Genomic DNA, 22,683 nt, shown 5'->3' with positions numbered 1-22,683 from the left:
CGCCAGCGGCCCGACCTTCGGAGAACCCGTGCTGCCCGAAGACTTCCATCCCGCCGTCGGCCGCTGGTTCGGCCGGACCTTCGCGGCGCCCACCGAGGCGCAGGCTGCCGCGTGGCCGGCGATCCATGCCGGACGCAACACGCTGGTCGCGGCACCCACCGGCTCCGGCAAGACGCTGACGGCCTTTCTCGCCGCGCTCGATGCGCTGGTGCGCGCGGGTCTGCAGCCCGGCGGCCTGTCCGACGAGACGGCGGTGGTCTATGTCTCGCCGCTGAAGGCGCTGTCCAACGACATCCGCCTCAACCTCGAAGCGCCGCTCGCGGGCATTCGCGCCGAACTCGCCGCGCTCGGCCTGCCCGATGTCGAGATCCGCACCGCCGTGCGTACCGGCGACACGTCGCAGAAAGACCGTCAGCAGAACCTGCGCAAGCCGCCGCACATCCTGGTGACGACGCCGGAGTCGCTCTACGTGCTGCTGGGTTCGGTCTCCGGCCGCAGGATGCTCGCGCCGGTGCGCACGGTGATCGTCGACGAGATCCATGCGCTGGCCGCCAGCAAGCGCGGCAGCCACCTCGCGCTGTCGCTCGAACGGCTCGAATCGCTGTGCGAACGCAGGCTGGTGCGCATCGGCCTGTCGGCGACGCAGAAGCCGATCGACGAGATGGCGCGCTTCCTGGTCGGCGCCGGCGCGACCACCGATGGCGTGGCCGATTGCGAGATCGTCGACATCGGCTACCGCAAGCAGCGCGACCTCGCGCTCGAGCTGCCGCCGGCGCCGCTCAGTGCCGTGATGTCGACCGACCAGTGGGCGCAGGTCTATGCGCGCGTTGCCGCGCTGGTGCGCGAGCACCGCACCACGCTGGTCTTCGTCAACACGCGGCGCATGGCCGAGCGCGCGTCGCGCCACCTCGGCGAACTGCTGGGCAAGGAGGCGGTGGCCGCGCACCACGGCAGCCTCGCGAAGGAGGCGCGGCTCGATGCGGAGCAGCGGCTCAAGCGCGGCGAGCTGCAGGTGCTGGTCGCCACCGCGTCGCTGGAGCTGGGCCTCGACATCGGCGACGTCGATCTCGTGTGCCAGCTCGGCTCGCCGCGCTCCATTGCCACCTTCCTGCAGCGCGCGGGCCGCTCGGGCCATGCGGTAGGCGGGGTGCCGAAGGCGCGGCTCTTTCCGCAGTCGCGCGACGAGCTGGTCGAATGCGCCGCGCTGCTCGACTGCATCCGGCGCGGCGAGCTCGATGCGCTGCACGTGCTGCCCGCGCCGCTCGACGTGCTGGCGCAGCAGATCGTCGCCGAGACCGCCTGCCGCGAATGGGACGAGGACGTGCTGTTCGCGCTGATGCGCCGTGCGTGGCCTTACGCCGATCTCACGCGCGAGAACTTCGATGCCGTGGTGCGCATGCTGGCCGAGGGCTTCGCGACGCGCAACGGGCCGCGCGCCGGCTATTTGCACCGCGATGCCGTGCACCACCTGCTGCGCGAGCGCAAGGGTTCGCGGCTCACGGCGCTGACCTCGGGCGGCACCATTCCGGAGGCCGGCGACTACACCGTGGTGCTCGAACCGCAGGCACACCAGATCGGCACCGTCAACGAGGACTTCGCGGTCGAGAGCCTGGCCGGCGACGTGTTCCAGCTCGGCAACACCAGCTACCGCATCCTGAGGATCGAGCCGGGCCGCGTGCGCGTGGAAGATGCGAAGGGCGCCGCGCCCAACATCCCGTTCTGGCTCGGCGAGGCGCCGGGGCGCAGCGACGAGCTGTCGCTGGGCGTCTCGCGGCTGCGCGAAGAGGTCGAGCAGCGCATCGGCAACGACGGCACCGAGGCCGCGATCGACTGGCTGATGCACGCGATCGGACTCGACGCGGAATCGGCACGCCAGATCGTCGACTACCTCGGCCGCACGATCGCCGCGCTCGGCGCCTTGCCGACCCGGCAGCGGATCGTGCTCGAGCGTTTCTTCGACGAATCCGGCGGCATGCAGCTGATCGTCCATTCGCCGCATGGCAGCCGCGTCAACCGCGCCTGGGGGCTGGCCTTGCGCAAGCGTTTCTGCCGCCAGTTCAACTTCGAGCTGCAGGCGGCCGCGACCGAGGATGCGATCGTGCTCTCGCTCGCCACCAGCCACAGCTTTCCGTTGGCCGAGGTCGCGCGCTATCTGCATTCGGCCACGGCACTGGACGTGCTGGTGCAGGCGCTGCTCGACGCGCCGCTGTTCGGCGTGCGCTGGCGCTGGAATGCGACCACCGCGCTGGCGCTGCCGCGCTTCGTCGGCGGCCGCAAGGTGGCGCCGCAGCTGCAGCGCATGAAGTCGGAGGACCTGCTGGCCTCGGTGTTCCCGGACCAGGTCGCGTGTGCCGAGAACATCGCCGGCGAACGCGAGGTGCCGGACCATCCGCTGGTCGCGCAGACGCTGCACGACTGCCTCTACGAGGCGATGGATGCCGAGGGCTGGCTGCGCCTGCTGCGGCGTCTCGAAGCGGGCGAGATCGAGGTCGTGGCGCGCGACCTGCCGGCGCCGTCGCCGTTCGCGGCCGAGGTGCTGAACGCCAAGCCCTATGCCTTCCTCGACGATGCGCCGCTGGAGGAACGCCGCACGCAGGCGGTGCAGAACCGGCGCCATGCCGATCCGCAAAGCGCCGACGACATCGGCCGGCTGGACCCGGCGGCGATCGAGAGCGTGCGCGCCGAGGCCTGGCCCGCGCCGCGCGCGACCGACGAGATGCACGAGGCGCTGACCGAGCTCGGCGTCGTCACCGACGACGAGGTCGCACGGCATGCGGACTGGGCCGCATGGCTCGCGGCGCTGGCGCGTGCCGGTCGCGCGACGCGGCTGTCGCTGGCGAGCGAGGATGCATCGGACACGGGCCTGTGGGTGGCGGCCGAAGGTCTTGCGCTGGCGCGCGTGCTCTATCCCGAGGCCGCGATGCAGCCGGCCGTCGTCGCGCCCCGCGGCTGCGCGCAGCCGCCCGAAAGCCGCGAGGCCGCGCTGAAGGATCTGCTGCGCTCCCGCCTCGGCGGCCTTGGCCCGACCGCGGTCGATGTGCTGGCTGCGCAACTGCGGCTGCCGCCTTCGGAGATCGATACGGCGCTGCTCGGATTGCAGTCCGAAGGCTATGTGCTGCAAGGCCGCTTCACGCCGGGCGCGCCGGCCGTCGAGTGGTGCGAGCGGCATCTGCTGGCGCGCATCCATCGCTACACGCTCGGGCGCCTGCGGCGCGAGATCGAGCCGGTCGAGCCGCGCGACTTCCAGCGCTTCCTGTTCGAGTGGCAGCATGTGAGTCCGTCGACCCGGGTCAGCGGTCCCGAGGCACTGGCCGGCGTGCTGACGCAGCTCGAAGGCTACGAGGCGCCTGCGGCGCTGTGGGAGGCCGAGCTGCTGCCCGCGCGCGTCAACGACTACGGGAGCGCGTGGCTCGACGATCTCTGCACTGCGGGACGCGTGTTCTGGACGCGGCTGCGGCCTTCGCCCGGCGAGGCGCGTTCGGGCGGTGGCGCCGTGTCGCTGCGTTCGACGCCGGTGCTCGTGCTGCCGCGCAAGGCGGCGCCGCTGTGGAATCAGCTCGCGCCGCCGGCCGTCGACGATGCGGCATTGGGCTCGCGCGCCCGTCGCGTCGCCGCCTATCTGGGCGAGCACGGCGCGTCCTTCTTCGACGAGATCGTCGATGGCGCGCACCTGTTGCGCGCCGAGGTCGAGGATGCGCTGAGCGAACTCGTCGCGCGCGGCCGCGTGCGCTGCGACAGCTACGCGGGCCTGCGCGCGCTGCTGGTGCCGGCGTCGAAGCGCCCGTCGGCGCATGCGCAGCGCCGGCGCCGCGTCGCGCTGTTCGGCATCGAGGATGCGGGCCGCTGGCTGCTGACGCGGCCCGCGCACGCTGCCGGCGACGCGGCCGAGGCGGCGCACCGTGTCGCGCCCGAGGCCGTCGAGCAGGTAGCGCGCGTGCTGCTGCGCCGCTATGGCGTGCTGTGCTGGCACCTGATCGAGCGCGAGGCCGCTTGGCTGCCGCCATGGCGCGATCTCGTGCGGACCTGCCGCCGCCTCGAGGCGCGCGGCGAGATCCGCGGCGGCCGCTTCATCGCCGGCCTGTCGGGCGAACAGTTCGCATTGCCCGAGGCGATCGGCCTGATGCGTCAGGTGCGGCGCCGGCCGGCCGACGATGCGCTGGTCTGCCTGGCTGCGGCCGACCCTGCCAACCTGCTGGGCAGCGTGCTGCCCGGCACCCGGGTGGCGCGGGTGCCGGGCGCGCGCGTGCTGTACCGTGGCGGGCTGCCGATCGCGACCCGGATCGCCGATCAGGTCGAACTGCTCGTGCCGCTCGATGCCGGCGAGGCGCAGGCAGCGGCGAGGGCGCTTGCGCTGGCGCCGTCGATCGGATTTCTCGATCGGGCGCTGCTGCCGGCCGCGGGCTGAGCGGCCGGCGCGCGCTGCCTCACGTCGGCTTGTAGGCCACCACGTCGATCTCGACCTTGGCATCGACCATCAGCCGCGCCTCGGTGGTCGAGCGGGCCGGGCGGCCGTTGCCGAAGTAGCCCATGTAGACGCGGTTGAAGGCACCGAAGTCGCGCGCGTCCTGCAGCCACACGGTGGTCTTGCAGACATCGTCGAAACCCGCGCCGGCCAGCGCGAGCACCGACTTCAGGTTCTCCATCACCTGGCGCGTCTGCGCCTCGATGCCGCCGGTGACGATCTCGCCGTCCGCGCCGGCCGGCACCTGGCCCGACACATAGATGAAATCGCCCGCGCGCACGGCCGGCGAGAAGGGACGGACCTGGCGGTCCGAGGCGGTGGGCGAGGTGCCGAGGTACTCGAGAGGCATGGAAAGATCTCCGTGGATGTGGGCGATGGATATGAAAGTATATTTCAGTAAAAACCAGAATCTCTAGGGTTTCTACTGGTGATTTGGCGAAGTCTCTGCCTCAAAGTCGCCGTCGAAGAAATTAATTTTCAAACTCGGCGATCAACGACAGGAGCTCCCCATGCCTCACGACGCTTTTCTTCCGGGCCTCTGCGCCTCCCTCTCGAAGCGCAGCCTGCTCGGCGCCGGCCTGCTCGCATTGCTGTGCGCGGTGGCGCCCGCGCAGGCCCAGGCGCCGCGCAACTACGCGACGCTCGCGATGGTCGCCGAGCCGCAGACGCTGGACCCGATGGCGTCCACCGCCGACCTCGTCGGCACGATCATGCAGCACGTCTACGAGACGCTCTACACCTTCGACGGCAAGTGGAACGTGGTGCCGATGCTCGCAGAGTCGATGCCGAAGATCTCGGCCGACGGCAAGACCTACGCGATCACCCTGCGCAAGGGCGTGATGCTGCACAACGGCCGCGAACTCAACGCCGACGACGTGGTCGCGAGCCTGCAGCGCTGGATCGAGCAGTCGCCGCGCGGCAAGGCCGTCGGCAAGGAGATCGACAGCCTCAAGGCCAAGGGGCCGCTCAATGTCGAACTGGTGCTGAAGGAGCCCTATGCACCGCTGCTCGCGCAGCTCGCACTGCCGAGCGGCATGGCGGCGATCATGGCCAAGGAGTCGATCGCGCAGCCGCTGACGAACTTCGTCGGCACCGGCCCCTACAAGTTCAAGGAACGCAAGCCCGACCAGTACGTGCTGCTCACGCGCTTCGACAAGTACAGCGCGCGCAAGGAGCCCGCCAGCGGCTACGGCGGCAAGCGCGAGGCGGCCATCGAAGAGCTGCGCTTCGTGCCGGTGCCCAATGCGAGCACGCGTGTCGAGGGCGCGCTGGCCGGCCAGTACGACTATGCCGACCTGCTGCCGGTGGAAGCGCTGCCGCGGCTCGAGAAATCCGGCGGCAAGACGGTGCCGATCATGACGCCGGCCTTCGGCTTTCCCTACCTCGTGTTCAACACCAAGGAAGGCGTGGCCGCGAGCCAGCCGATCCGGCAGGCGATCCAGACCGCATTGGGCGAGGGCGAGATGCTGGCCGCCGGCTTTGGCGACAACCGCTTCTTCGTCGCCGAGGGCAACCACTTCCCGAAGGGCTCGCCTTTCTATTCGACCGCCGGTACCGAGCTCTACAACCAGCGCAACGCGCCCAAGGCCAAGGAGATGGCGGCCAAGGCCGGCTACAAGGGCGAACCGATCCGCGTGCTGACCAGCCGCCAGTACGACTTCCACTACAACATGGCGCTCCTGATGGCCGAGCAGCTCAAGCGCGCCGGCTTCAAGGTCCAACTGGACGTGGTCGACTGGGCCACGCTGGTACAGCGCCGCAACGATCCGAAGCTGTGGGACATCTACGTCACGCATTCGGGCCAGTTCCCGGAGCCGATGCTGTCGCCGCCGCAACTGGGCGACGATGCGCCGGGCTGGTGGAACACGCCGGCCAAGAAGGCCGCGCTGCAGGCCTTCAACCTCGAAAGCGACCCGGCCAAGCGCGGGGCGCTGTGGGGCAAGGTGCAGCAGGCCGTGTATGACGAAGTGCCGTATGTGAACGTGGGCAAGTTCAATGGGCTGTCGGCGAAGAGCCCGGCACTCGACAACTACCAGCCGGCCACCTGGCCCTTCTTCTGGAACGCACGCATCAAGTAAGCCCGGCCATGCTGCGCTATCTCGCGTCCCGCGCGGCCGGCATGCTGGTCGTGCTCGCCATCGTCGCGGTGCTGGTCTTCATCCTCACGCGCGCCGCGTCGGGCGATCCGATCTCGGTGCTGCTCGGCGATCAGGCGACGGCCGCCGACATCGCGCGCGTGCAGAAGGAATACGGCCTCGACAAGCCGCTGCCGGTGCAGTTCGGCTACTGGCTGCGCGAGGTGCTGCAGGGCAATCTGGGCCAGTCGATCTTTCTGCAGCGGCCGGTCACGCAGGCGCTGGCAGAACGCGCCGAGCCGACCACGCTGCTGTCGCTGATGGCGGTCGCGATCGCGGCGCTGATCGGGCTGCCCTGCGGCATCGTCTCGGCGGTGTTCCGTGGCCGCGTGGTCGACCAGCTCTTCACCGGCATCGCGATGCTGGGCGCGAGCATTCCGAGCTTCTGGCTCGGCATCGTGCTGATCCAGATGTTCGCGGTGTCGCTCGGCTGGTTTCCGGTCTCGGGCTACGGCGCGCCCGATGCGCCGCTGGCCGAACGCCTGCATGCGCTGATCCTGCCGGCCACCGTGCTCGGGCTGCTCAACTCGGCGCTGATCATCCGCTTCACGCGCGCCTCGATGCTCGACGTGCTGGGCGAGGACTATGTGCGCACGGCGCGCTCCAAGGGCCTGGCCGAAACCACGGTGGTGCTGAAGCACGCGCTGCGCAACGCGCTGGTGCCGATCGTCACGGTGCTGGGCCTGACGGCCGCGCTGATGATCGGCGGCGCCGTCGTGACCGAGACGGTGTTCGGCCTGCCCGGCGTCGGCAGCCTGGTGGTGAACGCGGTGCTGCGGCGCGACTACCCGGTGATCCAGGGCGCGCTGCTGGTGATCGCGGCGTCTATGTGCTGATCAATTTTTCGATCGACCTGCTGTACGTCGCGGTCGATCCGCGGGTCAAGGTCTGAGGGCGCAACGATGAAGCTTCCGAGAATGCTGCGCCAGCTGATGCAACGCCGCATCGTCATGGTGTCGGCCGTGGTGCTGCTGATCATTGCGGTGCTGGCGATCGGCGCGCCGTGGTTCGCCTCGGCGGACCCCAACGACACGGCCGTGCTCGAACGTCTCAAGCCGCCCAGTGCCGAACATCTGCTGGGCACCGACGAACTGGGCCGCGACATGTATGCGCGCATCATCCATGGCGCGCGCTACTCGCTGGCGATCGCGGCGCTGACGGCGCTGGGTTCGGTGATCGCCGGCACCGCGCTCGGGCTCATTGCGGGCTTCTTCCGTCGGCTCGATGCGCCGCTGATGCGCGTGGTCGACGCCATGATGTCCTTCCCCGACATCCTGCTGGCGATCGCGCTGGTGGCGATCCTCGGCGCCTCGCTGGGCAACGTGGTGCTGGCGCTGGTGCTGGTCTACACGCCGCGCGTGGCGCGCGTGGTGCGCGCCTCGACGCTGGTGGTGCGCGAGCTGCTGTTCGTAGAGGCGGTGCGTGCGCTCGGCGTGCGCACCTCGCGCATCCTGTGGCGCCACATCCTGCCGAACCTGATGTCGCCGATCCTGGTGCAGGTGTCCTTCATCTTTGCGTATGCGATCCTGGCGGAGGCGGGGCTGTCCTTCCTCGGCGTCGGCGTGCCGCCCGAGATTCCGACCTGGGGCACCATGGTCGCGGGCAGCCAGCAGTATGCGGACCGGGCCTTTTGGGTCGTGCTGTTCCCGGGGGTGGCGATCATCCTGACCGCGCTGTCGTTGCAGCTGCTCGGCGATGGCGTGCGCGACTTGCTCGACCCCAAACTCAAGAAAGCCGCGTGATGACGAACACCCTTTCACGCCTCGCGGTTCGCAACCTCGGCACCTCGTTCCCGACCGAAGGAGGCCTCGTGCGCTCGGTGGCCGAGGTCAGCTTCTCGATCCTGCCGGGCAAGACCACCGCGCTGGTCGGCGAATCGGGTTCGGGCAAGTCGGTCACCAGCCTGACGCTGATGCGCCTGTTGCCCAAGACCGCCAACGCGCAGGTCACCGGCGAGACCGCTTTCGCGACGCGTGACGGCCGCACGGTCGACCTGCTGACGCTCGGCGACCGCGACATGCGGCGCCTGCGCGGCAACGAGCTCGCGATGATCTTCCAGGAGCCGATGACCAGCCTCAACCCGGTGTTCACCATCGGCGAGCAGATCGCCGAGAGCGTGCGCCTGCACAAGGGCCTGGACCGCAAGGCGGCGCTCGCGCATGCGCTGCGCATGCTCGAACTGGTCGAGATCCCGGCCGCGGCGCGGCGCCTGCACGAGTACCCGCATCAGCTCTCGGGTGGCATGCGGCAGCGCGTGATGATCGCGCTGGCGATGGCCTGCGATCCGACACTGCTGATCGCCGACGAGCCGACCACCGCGCTCGATGTCACGATCCAGGCGCAGATCCTTCAGCTGATGCGCCGGCTGCAGGCCGAGACCGGCATGAGCATCCTCTTCATCACGCACAACCTCGGCGTGGTTGCGCACCATGCCGACGACGTGGTGGTGATGTACGCGGGGCGCGTGGTCGAGCGCGCGCCGGTGCGGCCGCTGTTCGCCGCGCCCGAGCATCCGTACACGCAGGGCCTGCTCGCATGCCTGCCGGGCAAGGCCCATCTGCGCGGCCAGCCGAGGCCGAAGCGCCTGTTCGCGATCCGAGGCCAGGTGTCGAGCCCGCTCGCGCCGCCGCCGGGCTGTGCCTTCGAGCCGCGCTGCGACCAGGCGATCCCGGCCTGCCGCGAAGCGATACCGCCGCTGATCGACACGCAGGCCGACCGGCAGGCGCGCTGCATCCGCGTGCCCGCTGCAGCCACGCTGGCGCGCGCCGCATGAACCTGATGGCAGGCGATCCAACCATGCAGACCGTTCCGCTGATCGAGGTCCGAGGCCTCAAGAAATACTTCGGCAGCGGCGAGCGCCCGGTGCGCGCCGTCGACGATGTCTCGTTCGCGATCCGTGCCGGCGAGACGCTCGGCCTGGTCGGCGAATCGGGCTCGGGCAAGAGCACCATCGGCCGCACGCTGCTGCGCCTGGTCGAGCGCACCGAGGGTGAAGTGCTGTATCGCGGCGACGACATCGGCAGGCTCTCGGGCGGCCAGATGCGCAAGCTGCGCAGCAAGCTGCAGATCATCTTCCAGGATCCGTATGCGAGCCTGAATCCCAAGATGCGCATCAGTGCGATCCTCGGCGAGGCGCTGTCCACGCACGGCCTGGCCAAGGGGCGGGGCGCGCGCGAACGCCGCATCGCCGAGCTGCTCGAGACCGTCGGCCTGCGCGCCGAGCATGCGAGCCGCTTTCCGCACGAGTTCTCGGGTGGCCAGCGGCAGCGCATCGGCGTCGCGCGCGCGCTCGCGGTCGAGCCCGAGTTCATCGTCGCCGACGAGCCGCTGTCGGCGCTCGATGTCTCGATCCAGTCGCAGGTCATCAACCTGCTGGCCGACCTGCGCGAGCGCCTGTCGCTCACCATGCTCTTCATCTCGCACGACCTCGACGTGGTCGAATACCTGTGCGACCGCGTGGTGGTGCTGTACCTCGGCAAGGTGATGGAAGTGGCGAGCACGGCCGAGCTGTTCGAGCGCCCGCTGCATCCCTACACGCAGGCACTGCTGGCCGCGAGCCCGAAGCCCGATCCGCTGCTGCCCAACGACCATGTCGCATTGAAGGGAGACATCCCGAGCCCGATGGCGCCGCCCTCGGGCTGCGTCTTCCGCACCCGCTGCCCGCATGCCATCGAAGCCTGCGCGCAAACCGTGCCGCCGCTCGACGAGCTGGCGCCTGGCCATTTTTCCGCCTGCATCCGCAAGGACCTGATTCAGATCGCATCGACATGACCATGGAACACGACAACCTCATCGATCCGGTGTTCGACACCGGCTTCAAGGGCTACCCGCGCACGCAGGCGCCGCGCCGGCGCAGCGAGATCGGCGCCGCCGGATGGAACGTGCTGGCCGGCGACCTGCCGCTGCCGCTCGCATTGCTCAAGCGCGAGGCGCTGGAACACAACCTCGCGTGGATGCAGGCGCGCGTGCGGCAATGGGGCATCGACATCGCGCCGCACGGCAAGACCACGATGTCGCCGCAGCTCTTCAGGCGCCAGCTCGATACCGGCGCCTGGGGCCTGACCTTCGCGACGGTCACGCAGCTCGCGGTCGGCGTCGCCGCCGGCGCTCGCCGCACGCTGATCGCCAACCAGGTGGTGAGCGACGAGGACCTGGCCGGCATCCAGCTGCTGCTGCGCGCGCACGAGGGACTGCGCATCGTGTTCCTGGTCGACTCGCCGGCGCAGCTCGCGCTGATCGAGGGCTGGGCTGCGCGCCATGCGGACAGCCGTCCGTTCGAGGTGATGCTGGAGATCGGCGTCGCGGGCGCGCGCACCGGCTGCCGCACGCACGAGGAAGCGATCGCGCTCGCCACCGCGGTGCATGCCAGCGCGGCGGTCCGGCTGGCCGGCATCGAATGCTACGAAGGGCAGGGCGCGACCGGCGAGAGCCGCCCCGACACCGACTACACGAACACGCTGATGGACCGCGTGGAAGCCGTCGCGCGCCACTGCGAGGCACACGGCCTTTTCGAAGGCAGCGAGGTGCTGGTGTCGGCCGGCGGCTCGGCGCTGTACGACCTGGTCGCGGCGCGCCTGAAGCCGGCGCTCGGCCTGCCGGTGCGCGGCCTGCTGCGCTCGGGCTGCTACGTGACGCACGACCATGGCACCTACCAGCGGCTGCAGGTATCGATCGATGCGCGCCTGGGCTGCGCGGCCGGCGAAAGCCTGCGCCCCGCGATGGAAGTCTGGGCCACGGTGCAGTCCTGTCCCGAGCCGTTTCTGGCGATCGTCGCCATGGGCAAGCGCGACGTCTCCTTCGACCTCTCGATGCCGGTGCCGATCGCACGCGCGGCGCGCGGCGCGCGCGCCGCCTCGGTGGTGCCGGCGAGCTGGGAGATCACGGCCTTGAACGACCAGCACGGCTACCTGCGCTGGGACGCGGCCGACGATGCGCTGGCACCGGTGGTCGGCGAGCGTGTGGGCTTCGGCATCTCGCACCCGTGCACCACCTTCGACAAGTGGCACTGGATGCCGATCGTCGAGGACGACTACCGCGTGAGCGACGCGGTGTCGATGCATTTCTGAACAGGCCGCTCATGACATCGTCCCTGCTCCAGAAGATGGCCGAGGTGCGCAACAACGCGCCCTCGACGCGGCGCGCCATCCTCGACCTGATCCTCGAAGACCCCGACCGCGTGCTGGAAGAAAGCTTCGAAGCGCTGGCCGAGCGCTCGCGCAGCTCGGTGCCGACCATCATGCGCACCTGCCGCGATCTCGGCTTCGCGGGCCTGCGCGAATTCAAGCTCGCGCTCGCGCAGGAACTCGCGCTCGGCGGTTCGCCGCTGCATCGGCGCGTGAACATCGCCGACGCGGCCGACGAAGTGGTCGCCAAGATCTCGCGCAGCGCGGCCGCATCCGTCTCGGGCGTGCGCAGCCAGCTCGACATGGGGGTGCTCGACGGCGCGGTGGCCGCGATCGCCGCGGCGCCGCACGTGGACCTGTATGGCGCCGGCGCGACCTCGTGGTTCATGGCCAGCGACCTGCAGGCGCGGCTGTTCCGCCTCGGCCTGTCGGCCAATGCGTGGTCCGACTACCACCTGCAGCAGGTGGCCGGTGCGGCGCAGCGGCCCGGCGGCGTGGTGATCGCGATCACGCACGTCGGCGGCATGCCCTCGCTGCTCGATGCGGTCGACATCGCGCGCGGGCAGGGCGCCAAGGTGGTCGCGATCACGCGGCCCGGCACGGCGCTCGCGGCGCGCGCGGATTTCCTGCTGGCGTTGTCGGTGCCCGACGACGCGGTGATGCATGTCGGCATCGACGCCTACCTCACGCACCTCACGGTGATCGAGATCCTCACCGTGCTGGTCGCGCAGCGCCGCGGCGAGCCCGCGGTGCAGCGGCTGCAGCGCGCACGCGAGGCCTTCCAGCGCCACGGCATCGATGCGCGCGCGCATCCCTTGCAGAGCTGGGATGGCGGAGGCGTCAAGCATGGCTGAACGCGCACAGGCCACGCTGCTCGAAGGCGGCCTCGTCGTCGACGGCACGGGCAACCCGGGCTGGCCGGGCGACGTGCTGTGGGTCGGCGACCGCATCGTCGCGCTGGGCGAAGGCCTGCGCCAGCGCTTGCCCGAAGGCATCGACCCCGCCGCGCTCGACACCATCGGTTGCCATGGCAAGGTGATCGCGCCCGGCTTCATCGATGCCCACACGCACGACGACGCGATCGTGATGCGCGACCCGCTGTGCCTGCCGAAGATCTCGCAGGGCATCACGACCGTCGTCACCGGGAACTGCGGCATCTCGCTCGCGCCCTACCGCACGGCGCAGAGCCGGCCGCCGCTGACGCTGCTGGGCATCGACTCGTTCCTGCATGCGACGATGGCCGAGTACCGCGCGGCGGTGGATGCGGCGCAGCCGGCGCTCAATGTCGCCTCGCTCGTGGGCCACACCACGCTGCGCTTCGCGACCATGGATGCGCTCGACCGGGCCGCGACCGGCGACGAGCTCGCGCGCATGGGGGCCTTGCTCGACGACTGCATGAAGGAAGGCGCGCACGGCCTCTCGTCAGGACTGTTCTATGAAGAATCCTTCGCCGCGCCGGCCGAGGAAGTGACCGCGCTCGCGCGCATCGTCGCGCGCCATGGCGGCGTCTATGCGACCCATCTGCGCAGCGAGATGGCGGCCATCATCGAGGCCATCCACGAAGCCGGCGACAGCGCCTTCGATGCCGGCGTGCCCCTGGTGATCTCGCACCACAAGTGCGCCGGCCCCGCCAACTGGGGCCGCACGCGGGAGACGCTGCCGCTGATCGATGCGCTCGGCGGGCGGCAGGATATCGCGCTCGATGTCTATCCCTACGTCGCCGGCTCCACCGTGCTGCGCGAGGACCTGGTCGACGGCGTGATCGACATCCTGCTGACCTGGTCCGATCCGCATCCTGGCGTCACCGGCCGCATGCTCGCCGACGTGGCGCGCGAATGGGGCGTGGACCAGCAGGAAGCCTGCCGCCGCCTGCAGCCCGGCGGCGCCTGCTATTTCCAGATGAACGAGGAGGACGTCGAGCGGGTGATCGCGCATCCGCGCACCATGATCGGCAGCGACGGCCTGCCGCACGACCGCCATCCGCATCCGCGTCTGTGGGGCGCGTTCCCGCGCGTCTTTGCGCGCTACTGGCGCGAGCGCAAGCTCTTCACGCTGGAGCAGGCGGTGCACAAGATGACGGGGATGACGGCGCGCAACCTGCGCATCGCCGATCGCGGGCAACTGAAGGTCGGTGCGTTTGCGGATGTGGTGGTGTTCGATCCGGCGACGATTGCCGATACCGCGACCTACGACCGGCCGCGCAGTGCGAGCACGGGGATCGAGCGGGTGTTCGTGAATGGGGTTTGCGCGTTTCGGGGTACGGAGGAAAAGCCCGAGGTTCTGGCGCGTGCGGGGCGAATGTTGACGCGTGCGGCCTAGCGGGCCGTGCGTTCGTCCGAGTGGAACACATAGGGCGCAGTGCGCCGGCCGCCGCGGCCCGTGTTTGAGGTCACAGTTTGTGACCTCAAAGCCGCCCACTCCTCGGGAGAGAGCTGAAACATGAAATCCGCTGGAAAGCGTTCGGCATTGCGCTTGACTGCCTGGACCCGCACCTTGGTCTGCACGTCGCAGAGCACAGCCAGATCGGCATCGAGCATCACGCGCTGTTCGCGCAGCGCCAGGATGCGGCTCTCGATGTGCGGTTGCAGCGGTGAGTCGGAGGCTCTTGTGCTCAAGGCCGCGGTTCAGTCTCGATGTTCACCTCCCGCCGGCACCGCATGTCCGTCATCCGCACCACCAGCGGCGCGCTGTCGATCGACGGGCCGGTGGGCTCGGTCGCGCCCCAGCGGTTGCGCGCGAGTTCGACCTCGTAGCGCTGCTGCCAGTTCTTGCCCATGGTGCGCTCCATGCAGCGCTGCATGTCGATGTAGCGCCCGCTCATGTCGGCGGCGTCGCTCGATGCGGCGAGGGTGGAAAGGGGCAGCAGGAGCGCGAGGCCTGCAAGGGCGATGAGGCGGTGGAAATGAAGCATCGGATATGGCAATGGGAAGGGGTCGATGCGGCCGTAGTTTAATCACCCCCTGTCTCCGGCCCGTCGCGATGTCTTCCATCAATCCCCCCGAACCGCCCCGTCAAGCCGCGATCGGGCGCACCCGATTCCACGTTCTCGCGCCCACCGCGCGCACCGTCCGGCTCTGGATCTGGGCCGCCGTTGCCGGCGCGCTGGCCGCCGCGGCGACCATGGGCTTTCGGTGGCTGACGCAGCAGGTCGAGCGGCTCGCGACCGGCCACACCGGCGGACTGGTGGAGGCGGCGCTCTCGCTGCCGCCCTGGCATCGCGCGCTGGTCTGCGCGGTCGGCGGCCTGCTGGCCGGGCTGGCGCTGCACGTGGGCGGCCTCTGGGCGGCGCGCGGCAAGCGCGGCAACCGCAATCTCGACTACATCGACGCAGCGCGCGCCGGCCGCGTCGACCTGAACGACCGCACGACGCTGACGCGCACGCTGTCGGCGTTGATCTCGGTCGGCACCGGCGCCTCGATCGGTCGCGAAGGGCCGATGGTGCAGCTGGCGGCCTGGCTCGGTGCGCGGCTGGCCCGCGTGGTGGCGATCGATCCCGAGCAGCGCAACGCGATCATGGTCTGCGGCATCGCGGCCGGCATCGGATCGGCCTACCACGCGCCGGTGGCGGGCGTGGTGTTCGTGCTGGAACTGGCGCTCGGCTTCTTCGCCCGCCACACGGTGGCGCCGGTGCTGATCGCCTCGGCGACGGCGAGTTCGCTGATCTACTGGCTGGTGGAACCGAAGCCGCTCTACGCGATGCCTTCGGTGGTCATGGCGCCGACCAGCCTGGGCATCGCGCTGCTGGCCGGCATCGTGTTCGGCGGCCTCGGATGGGGGCTGCTGACGCTGCTCGAGAAAAGCAAGAGCTGGTTCTCCCACATCGGCTCGCTGCCGCTGCGGCTGGGCCTGGGTGGCGTGCTGGTCGGGCTGTTGTCGGCCGGCGTGCCGCAGGTCTGGGGCAATGGCTACAGCGTGGTCTCCGACGTGCTGCAGGGCGGCCAGGCCTGGCAGTGGCTCGCGCTGGTGCTGCTGACCAAGGTGGCGGCGACGGCGCTGAGCTCGGGCAGCGGCGCGATCGGCGGCGTGTTCACGCCGTCGCTCTTCGTCGGCGCGACGGCCGGCAGCGTGATCGCGCAGGTCGCCTCGCTGTGGCTGCCCGCAGCCTGGGTGGGCGACCCGCGCGTGCTCGCGGTGCTGGGCATGGCGGCGGTGCTGAGCGCGGTGACGCATGCGCCGCTGATGGCGATCGTGATGGTGCTGGAGATGACCAACCAGTTCCAGCTCACGGTGCCGGTCATGCTGGCCTGCGGCGTCGCCTATGCGATCAGCACGCAGTTCGGCGTCAAGCCGCTCTACGGGAACCCGATCGAAGGGCCGCGCTGAGCGGCGCGGCTTCAGGCTGCGAGTGCCTTGCGAAAGCCGATCGACAGGCGGTTCCAGCTGTTGATCACGCCGATCGCCAGCGTCAGGTTGACCCGTTCGCTTTCGCTGAACTGAGCGCTGAGCGCTTCGTAGTCCGCATCGGGCGCATGCGTTTCGCCGATGCGGGTGATGGCCTCGGTCCAGCCGAGCGCGGCGCGTTCGCGCGGCGTGAAGAAGGGCGTCTCGCGCCACACCGGCACGGCGTAGAGGCGGCGTTCGGTCTCGCCCTTCTTGCGCAGGTCGCTGCTGTGCATGTCGACGCAGAAGGCGCAGCCGTTGATCTGCGAGGCGCGCAGCTTGACGAGGTCGAGAAGGGCCGGCTCGAGGCCGAGCTTGCCGATGGCGACCTCCAGCGCGATCAGTGCCTTGAGGGCGTCGGGCGAGGCCTTGTAGAAATCGAGTCGTTGTTCCATGGCGGGCTCCTGGGTCGTGGATGACGATGGATCGATGTTAGAAAGCAGCGGCCCGTCCGGCGGCAGCCAATCCGGGGCATTTGCAGGAGGCCAATCGCATGGAGTTGCACGTCGTCATCGAGGGTGACCGGGATCTGACCGGGCAGCTCTACCGACAGCTGAAGGACGCGATCCGCGCCGGGCGCCTGGTCGCGGGCGAGAAGCTGCCGCCCTCGCGGCTGCTGGCCGAGCAGCTCGGCCTTTCGCGCAAGACAGTGGCGCAAGCCTACGCGCGGCTCGGCTTCGACCAACTGCTGGTCGGCCGCGTCGGCAGCGGCACCTTCGTCGCGGATGCGATCAAGCCCAAGGCGCCGCCGGCTGCCGCCGCACGCTTCGCCGGCGCTTCTGCCATCGAGCGCTGGATCCGCATGGACACGCCGCTGCGCCATTCCGCGCCGGCCGGCCACTCGCGCTACGAATACATCGGCGGCGCACCGGCACGCAGCCTGTTCCCGCACGACGAATGGCGCCGCTGCGTGCTGCATGCGCTGCGCCAGGGTGCGCGCTCGCGCGGCCTCTACGGGCCGGTGGAAGGCTTGCCCGAACTGCGCGCGGCGATCGCGCGGCATGCCGCGTTTTCAAGGGGCGTGCGCTGCGGCATCGACGACCTCATCGTGACCAACGGCGCGCAGCAGGCGCTCGACCTGGTGGCGCGCGTGCTGGTCGAGCCGGGTTGCATGGTCGCGGTCGAAGAGCCCGGTTATCCGCCGGCACGGCAGCTGTTCGCGGCGCAGGGCGCGCAGGTGGTCGGCGTGCCGGTCGATGCCGAAGGGCTGCAGGTCGCGTGCATCCCCGACGGCACGCGGCTGATCTACGTGACGCCGGCGCACCAGTTCCCGCTCGGCATGCCGATGAGCGTGCGCCGCCGCGAAGCGCTGCTGGCGCGCGCGCAGGCGCTTGGCGCGATCGTCGTCGAGGACGACTACGACAGCGAGTTCCGCTACGAGGGCCGCCCCGCCGATTCGCTGCAGAGCATGGACCGCGATGGCATCGTGGCCTTCGTCGGCACCTTCTCGAAGACGATGTCGCCCGAGCTGCGCATGGGCTATCTGATCGCGCCGCCGGCCATCCTGCAGGCGGTGTGCATCGCCAAGCACCTGAGCGATTGGCACACCTCCACGCCGGCACAGTGGGCGCTGGCCAAGTTCATCGTCGACGGCCATCTGCAAAAGCACATCCGGCGCTGCCACGCGGCCTACGCCGAGCGGCGCGAACGGCTGATGCACCGCTTCGACGGCGACCTGTCGCCATGGTTCGAGCGCGTGCCGGCCACCGCGGGCATCCACATGACCGCGCTGTGCCGGCGGCCGATCGACATGGACATGCTGGTGCGGCTGGCGCGGCGGGTCGACGTCGGGCTCTACACGCTCGAGGGCTTCCATCATTTCGGCCCTGCACGGCAGGGCCTGATGGTGGGCTACGGCGCGATCGAGCGCGCGGACATCGATCCGTCGCTGGACCGTGTGCGCGACATCCTGCTGCAGATGAATTGAACGCGCGGGCCCCGCGATCCGGATGGATCTCAGCTGCGCTGCATGGCCGCGCTGTTGGTCACGTGGGTCTTCAGGATCTCGTCCAGCTCCGCCTTGACGAAGGCATCGTCGCAGAGCGGCAGCTGCGCCTCGATGCGCCGGATGACCCAGCGCTGCCCGCGGTCGACGAAGGCCAGGCGTTCGTCCAGGTTCGCGATGGCCATGGCCTTGTCATGGAAGGCGCCGATCTCCCGCGTCGGCTCGATGCCGAGGTGCGCGAGGCAGGCCGTCAGCCGGCGGCAGCTGTCGGCCTCGCCGTGGCGGACCTGCTCCAGCAGCCGGCGTGCCGCGGCGTCGCGGGTCTGGCTCAGGCTGGATGCGGCCACCCGGGCGCCCGCGCGCTCGGCCGCGAGCAGTTCCTGGAGCACGGCCACCAGCGCCGCCTGCCCCGCCGAGGCCACGGGTGCAGGGGTGGCCGCAGGCGCTTCGACGGGACGCGGCGCGGTGGCCCTGGCTTCCAGCCGGTCGAGGCAGGCCTCGGCCTGTGCCACGAGCTGGCGCAGCCGGTCGCCGGCGCTGCACAGATCATGGATCTGCCCGCACGACTGGCCGGCATAGATCGCCATGTCGTCGATGTCGCCGGTCGCATCCTCCAGCGGCGAATCGGTCGAGAACAGATGGACCGGCGCGCCGTCCTGGGCGCCGATCACCGGCGTGGCCCGCTGCGCGTACAAGGCATCGTGGCGGCCCTCGGTCACCGCATTGCGCAGCACCCGCACCGGTGCGGGCATCGGCCAGTTGCGGAAGAACTTCTCGGTCAGCAGCGTGTCGGCCGCGCCGGATTCGACGAGCCGCTGCTTGTGATGCGCATGCGCGTTGGCCTCGTGCGTGGCGAGAAAGACCGAGCCGCAGCTGATGCCCTGCGCGCCCAGCGCCAGCGCGGCGACCAGCGCCTCGCCGCTGGCGATGCCGCCCGATGCCACCACCGGCACCGGACTCAGCGCGACGATCTCGGGCAGCAGCGCGAAGGTCGAGATCTGTCCGCGCACATGGCCGCCCGCTTCCACGCCCTGGGCGATCAGCACGTCGGCGCCGGCGCGCAACGCCGCTTCGGCGTCGGCCGCCGATCCGACCTGATGGATCACGCGCACGCCCTGCGCCTTCAGGCGCCGGACGAGGTCCGCATCGACGTCCCAGAACAGCGCGATCACCGGCACCGACAGCGCGAGGCAGACCTCGACCTGCGCGTCGAGCAGGCCGCGCTCGGTGGCGGCCGGGATCAGGTTGACGGCGAAAGCGCGGTCGCTGAGACGCCGGTAGGCCTCGATCTCGGCGCGCACGCGCTCGGGCGGTTCGCGCACCATGCCCAGGCAGCCGAAGCCGCCCGCGTTGCTCACCGCCGCGGCGAGCCGGTGGCGCGCGACGCCGCCCATGCCCGCGCAGAGGATCGGCCATTCGCAATCGAGGATCTGGACCAGCGGCGTATGCAGGGCAGCAGGGGTCATGGCGGGCGAGCGATGGGGTGGTTCTAGGAAAGGCGTGCGCTCTTCAGCGCGATGCGGCGCATCGGATGCATGCCCGGGTCGGGCGCAGGCAGCACGTCGGCGAGCGTGACGCCGTCGAGGTGCGCGAGGAAGCCTTCCAGCGCGCCGCGCAACACGCCGGTCAGGCGGCAATGGCCGGTGAGCGTGCAGGCATTGCCGGCGCCGAAGCATTCGACCAGTTGGAAGTCGGGCTCGATGCCGCGCACCACCGCGCCCAGGTTGATGTCCTCCGGCGCATGGGCCAGGCGCATCCCGCCGCCCTTGCCGCGCACCGTCTCGATCCAGCCTTGCAGGCCGAGCTGGTGCGTGATCTTCATGAGGTGCGCTTCCGACACCGCATGGGCCTCGGCAATCTCGGCGATGGTGCACAGCCGGTCCGGGCGCTGCGCCACGTACATCAGCAGGCGCACCGCGTAGTCGGTCATCGTGGTCAGGCGCATCGCCGTCTCCTTGCGAGCCGCTGCGCCGCGTCAGCCATGAGGGGCGAGCGCCGAGGGCAGTTCGTCCGGCCGGCGGCTGATCTGGTAGCCGTACCAGAGGCTCTGGGCGATCCGCTCGGCCATCGCATCGGCGTACTGGCCCATCGCCTGGTTGGGATGGGCCGCGGTGGTCTCGTGGAACAGTGCCAGCCAGCGCTGGAACAGCTCGGCATTCAGCCCCGGCAATGCCACGTGCCGCGGCATCGGCGCGCCGGTGAAGCGCCCGGTGCCGCGCAGCACCGCCGACCAGAAATCCGTCAGCCGGGACAGATGGCTGTCCCAATCGTGCACGTGGCTCTCGAAGATCGGCCCCAGCATCGCATCGCGCCGGACCTTGGCATAGAAGGCATGCACCAGCGCCCTCACTTCATCGTCGCTGCAAAGATCCGTGCGGGCCAAGTCGTTCTCCGTTGATGATTGCGAGAAGAGCGATTATAAATAGATCTTTTGATGAGCGCCGCCCCACCGGTGAACACGCGGGCTTGATTCCAGAAACACCGCGGATCCGGCTCAGCCGGTCCGCCGGTGTTGCCCCCGGCAGGAGGTTGGCGAAGCGACACGCAGTGCGCGCAGCCTGGGGGCGAGCTACAAGATCCGATTGAACCAGAGCAGGGAGAGGCCTGCAGAGAGAAGTGCCAACACCGCGGCACCGAGCGCGAACAGCGCCGAGATCTCGGTCTCCTTCTTCTCGACCGTGAGGCGCGAACTCAGGCTGGTGTAGACCTTCTTGAGATCGGTCGCGGTGCCGGCATAGAAGTATTCGGCCGAGGTCTTGTTGGCGATGGCCTTGAGCGTGTCTTCGTCGAGCCGCACGCGCATCGACCAGCCCTCGAAGCCGATGGTTTCGCCATCGACCGTGCCGATGCCCACGGTGTAGATGCGAATGCCGCGGTCGGCCGCCGCCTTGGCTGCATCGAGCGGGTCGACGCCGGTGGTGCGCTGGCCGTCGGTCAGCATGATGATCGCGGCCGAGGTGTACGAGCCGGGCGCGACCGGCGTGAACTCCTTGTCGGGGCCCTTGCCCGCGCGATCGAGCGATTCGCCGCGCTGGCGCGATCGCGGCCCGAAGTCGGAGATGTCGATGCCCGCATTCGGGAACAGCGTGGCCAGCGAGATCACGATCGCGTCGCCGGTGGCGGTCGCGCGCTGCAGCTGGAAGGAATCGATCGCCGTCACCAGGTCGTCGCGGTTGGTCGTCGGCAATTGCGCGACCTGTGCGCTGCCGGCGAAGGCGACGATGCCGACCCTCACGCTGCGCGGCAGTTCCTTCAGGAAGCTCTTGGCCGCTTCCTGCGCGGCCACCAGGCGATTGGGCTGCACGTCGGCCGCGCGCATGCTGCCGGAGACGTCCATCGCAAGGATGATGGTCTGCTGGTTCGAGGGCAGCACCACTTCGGCCATCGGCCGTGCGGCGGCGATCAGCAGCGCGATGATGGCCAGCAGGAACAGAAAGGGCGGAATGTGCCGGCGAATGGTCTGGCCGGCGCCCATTGCCTCGCGCACGATCGAGAGACTCGCATAGCGCAGCGCGAGCTTCTTCTTGCGCCGCAGCAGCCACAGGTAGAGCAGCACCAGCAGGGGTGTCGCGAGCAGGAGCCAGAGGAACTGGGGCCAGAGGAAGTTCATGCTGCCACCGCCTTCGGATTCGGCGACCCGGCGCGCAGGCGGCGCTTGCGCATGTCGGCAAAGCGCACGATGGCTTCGACCAGGTCGTCGTGGGTCGAGAGTTCGAGCGTGTCGACGCCGATCTTCGCCAGCGATTCGCGCAGGGTGTTCTCGCGCTCGACCGCGATGCGCGCGAAGCGCTTGCGAAAGCCCGCGTCATGCGTGTCGACCCAGAGCTGTTCGCCGGTCTCGGCATCGCGCAGCGGCACCAGGCCGAGGTCGGGCAATGCGAGTTCGAGCGGATCGAAGAGGCGCACCGCGACCACTTCATGGCGCTGCGCCAGCTGCCCGAGCGGCCGTTCCCAGCCGGGCTGGCTCAGGAAGTCGGACACCACGAACACGGTCGAGCGGCGCGGCATCAGCACGGCGGCCGACTTCAGCAGGTCGGCCAGCCGCGTCATGCCCTTCGGGTCGGGCACGACCTTGGCGGCGCGGCGTTCCATCGCATGCAGCAGGTGCAGCACATGCCGGCGGCCGCAGCGCGGCGGGATCACGGCTTCGACGTCGTTGCCGTAGACCAGCGCGCCGACGCGGTTGCCGTGCCGCGTGAGCAGCCGCGCGAGCACGCCAACGAAGCCGGCCGAGATCTCGCGCTTGGCGCGCGCGCCCGAGCCGAAGTCGACCGAGCGGCTCAGGTCGAGCACGAACCAGGCGGCCATCTCGCGGTCTTCGGTGAACACGCGCACGTGCGGCACCTGCAGCCGCGCGGTGACGTTCCAGTCGATGTGGCGCACGTCGTCGTGGTGCTGGTACTCGCGCAGGTCGGCCAGGTCGAGCCCGGTGCCGCGCATCAGCGTGCGGTAGTCGCCCTGCAGCAGGCCGTCGAGCCGGCGGATCACGGTCCATTCAAGGCGGCGCAGCGCACGCTCGACGCCGCTCGCCGCGGCGGCAAGCTGTTCGTCATTGGCGGCCGCAGCCGTCTTGCGCCACCAGCGTTTCATACAGATTCCAGAAACACCGCGGATCCGGCTTCGCCGGGCCGCAGGTGT

19 protein-coding genes and 1 pseudogene are annotated in these 22,683 nt (G+C 69.9%); 11 read left to right on the top strand and 9 right to left on the bottom strand.

What is annotated here, in order from left to right:
• The first annotated feature begins 28 nt into the window (after window positions 1-28).
• Window positions 29-4,405: a DEAD/DEAH box helicase gene (locus WDLP6_RS20795; RefSeq protein WP_197910180.1), complete on the top strand. Its 4,377-nt coding sequence runs from the start codon at window positions 29-31 to the stop codon at window positions 4,403-4,405.
• A gap of 19 nt (window positions 4,406-4,424) precedes the next feature.
• On the opposite strand, the gene WDLP6_RS20790 is transcribed toward WDLP6_RS20795, so the two are convergent.
• Window positions 4,425-4,811 carry a RidA family protein gene (locus WDLP6_RS20790; RefSeq protein ID WP_162593877.1) on the bottom strand — a complete coding sequence of 129 codons (387 nt, stop codon included), beginning with the start codon at window positions 4,809-4,811 and terminating at the stop codon, window positions 4,425-4,427.
• Between the two features lie 160 nt (window positions 4,812-4,971).
• Here WDLP6_RS20790 and WDLP6_RS20785 point away from each other — a divergent pair, with 160 nt between their 5' ends.
• The 8 genes and pseudogenes from WDLP6_RS20785 (at window position 4,972) to WDLP6_RS20750 (ending at window position 14,039) form a co-directional block, all read left to right on the top strand.
• Window positions 4,972-6,540 carry an ABC transporter substrate-binding protein gene (locus WDLP6_RS20785; RefSeq protein ID WP_162593876.1) on the top strand — a complete coding sequence of 523 codons (1,569 nt, stop codon included), beginning with the start codon at window positions 4,972-4,974 and terminating at the stop codon, window positions 6,538-6,540.
• A gap of 8 nt (window positions 6,541-6,548) precedes the next feature.
• Window positions 6,549-7,489, top strand: a pseudogene (locus WDLP6_RS20780) (ABC transporter permease).
• Window positions 7,490-7,499: 10 nt separating this feature from the next.
• Complete coding sequence (locus WDLP6_RS20775; protein ID WP_162593875.1) at window positions 7,500-8,339, top strand: ABC transporter permease; 840 nt, start codon at window positions 7,500-7,502, stop codon at window positions 8,337-8,339.
• Window positions 8,339-9,370, top strand: a complete 1,032-nt coding sequence (locus tag WDLP6_RS20770; RefSeq protein WP_162593874.1) for an ABC transporter ATP-binding protein — start codon at window positions 8,339-8,341, stop codon at window positions 9,368-9,370. Before WDLP6_RS20775 ends, WDLP6_RS20770 begins: the two co-directional genes overlap by 1 nt.
• 23 nt (window positions 9,371-9,393) lie before the next feature.
• The gene (locus WDLP6_RS20765) at window positions 9,394-10,368 is read left to right on the top strand and encodes an ABC transporter ATP-binding protein (RefSeq protein ID WP_162593873.1); all 975 of its coding nucleotides are present in this window, start codon (window positions 9,394-9,396) and stop codon (window positions 10,366-10,368) included.
• A complete protein-coding gene (locus WDLP6_RS20760; protein ID WP_162593872.1) occupies window positions 10,365-11,663 on the top strand; it encodes an amino acid deaminase in 1,299 nt (432 codons plus the stop codon). Before WDLP6_RS20765 ends, WDLP6_RS20760 begins: the two co-directional genes overlap by 4 nt.
• Before the next feature lie 11 nt (window positions 11,664-11,674).
• Window positions 11,675-12,574 carry a MurR/RpiR family transcriptional regulator gene (locus WDLP6_RS20755; protein WP_162593871.1) on the top strand — a complete coding sequence of 300 codons (900 nt, stop codon included), beginning with the start codon at window positions 11,675-11,677 and terminating at the stop codon, window positions 12,572-12,574.
• On the top strand, window positions 12,567-14,039 hold the full coding sequence (locus tag WDLP6_RS20750) for an N-acyl-D-amino-acid deacylase family protein (protein WP_162593870.1): 1,473 nt from the start codon (window positions 12,567-12,569) through the stop codon (window positions 14,037-14,039). The genes WDLP6_RS20755 and WDLP6_RS20750 overlap by 8 nt, the downstream gene beginning before the upstream one ends.
• Here the strand turns inward: WDLP6_RS20750 and WDLP6_RS20745 are convergent.
• Window positions 14,036-14,335 carry an ORF6N domain-containing protein gene (locus WDLP6_RS20745; protein ID WP_232077169.1) on the bottom strand — a complete coding sequence of 100 codons (300 nt, stop codon included), beginning with the start codon at window positions 14,333-14,335 and terminating at the stop codon, window positions 14,036-14,038. The genes WDLP6_RS20750 and WDLP6_RS20745 overlap by 4 nt on opposite strands.
• Window positions 14,332-14,631, bottom strand: a complete 300-nt coding sequence (locus WDLP6_RS20740; protein WP_162593869.1) for a hypothetical protein — start codon at window positions 14,629-14,631, stop codon at window positions 14,332-14,334. Before WDLP6_RS20740 ends, WDLP6_RS20745 begins: the two co-directional genes overlap by 4 nt.
• A 68-nt stretch (window positions 14,632-14,699) precedes the next feature.
• Between WDLP6_RS20740 and WDLP6_RS20735 the strand changes: the two genes are divergently transcribed.
• Complete coding sequence (locus WDLP6_RS20735; RefSeq protein WP_162593868.1) at window positions 14,700-16,043, top strand: chloride channel protein; 1,344 nt, start codon at window positions 14,700-14,702, stop codon at window positions 16,041-16,043.
• A gap of 11 nt (window positions 16,044-16,054) precedes the next feature.
• On the opposite strand, the gene WDLP6_RS20730 is transcribed toward WDLP6_RS20735, so the two are convergent.
• The gene (locus WDLP6_RS20730) at window positions 16,055-16,495 is read right to left on the bottom strand and encodes a carboxymuconolactone decarboxylase family protein (protein ID WP_162569099.1); all 441 of its coding nucleotides are present in this window, start codon (window positions 16,493-16,495) and stop codon (window positions 16,055-16,057) included.
• A 98-nt stretch (window positions 16,496-16,593) separates the two neighbouring features.
• On the opposite strand from WDLP6_RS20730, the gene pdxR reads away from it, so the two are divergent.
• Window positions 16,594-18,027 carry a MocR-like pyridoxine biosynthesis transcription factor PdxR gene (pdxR, locus tag WDLP6_RS20725; RefSeq protein WP_162593867.1) on the top strand — a complete coding sequence of 478 codons (1,434 nt, stop codon included), beginning with the start codon at window positions 16,594-16,596 and terminating at the stop codon, window positions 18,025-18,027.
• A 29-nt stretch (window positions 18,028-18,056) separates the two neighbouring features.
• On the opposite strand, the gene WDLP6_RS20720 is transcribed toward pdxR, so the two are convergent.
• From WDLP6_RS20720 to WDLP6_RS20700, 5 genes are all read right to left on the bottom strand, one after another.
• Window positions 18,057-19,511, bottom strand: a complete 1,455-nt coding sequence (locus WDLP6_RS20720) for a nitronate monooxygenase (RefSeq protein ID WP_162593866.1) — start codon at window positions 19,509-19,511, stop codon at window positions 18,057-18,059.
• Window positions 19,512-19,534: 23 nt separating this feature from the next.
• A complete protein-coding gene (locus WDLP6_RS20715; protein ID WP_162569096.1) occupies window positions 19,535-19,990 on the bottom strand; it encodes an RrF2 family transcriptional regulator in 456 nt (151 codons plus the stop codon).
• A 30-nt stretch (window positions 19,991-20,020) separates the two neighbouring features.
• The gene (locus WDLP6_RS20710) at window positions 20,021-20,428 is read right to left on the bottom strand and encodes a group III truncated hemoglobin (RefSeq protein ID WP_162593865.1); all 408 of its coding nucleotides are present in this window, start codon (window positions 20,426-20,428) and stop codon (window positions 20,021-20,023) included.
• Between the two features lie 186 nt (window positions 20,429-20,614).
• Window positions 20,615-21,655: a VWA domain-containing protein gene (locus tag WDLP6_RS20705; RefSeq protein ID WP_162569092.1), complete on the bottom strand. Its 1,041-nt coding sequence runs from the start codon at window positions 21,653-21,655 to the stop codon at window positions 20,615-20,617.
• Window positions 21,652-22,635 (bottom strand): DUF58 domain-containing protein, encoded by a 984-nt coding sequence (locus WDLP6_RS20700; RefSeq protein WP_162593864.1) that lies wholly within the window; start codon window positions 22,633-22,635, stop codon window positions 21,652-21,654. The genes WDLP6_RS20705 and WDLP6_RS20700 overlap by 4 nt, the downstream gene beginning before the upstream one ends.
• Window positions 22,636-22,683 lie beyond the last annotated feature (48 nt).

The sequence above is a fragment of the Variovorax sp. PBL-E5 genome (assembly GCF_901827185.1).
GTDB lineage: Bacteria > Pseudomonadota > Gammaproteobacteria > Burkholderiales > Burkholderiaceae_C > Variovorax.
This window is presented reverse-complemented; position numbering and strand designations above follow the sequence as displayed.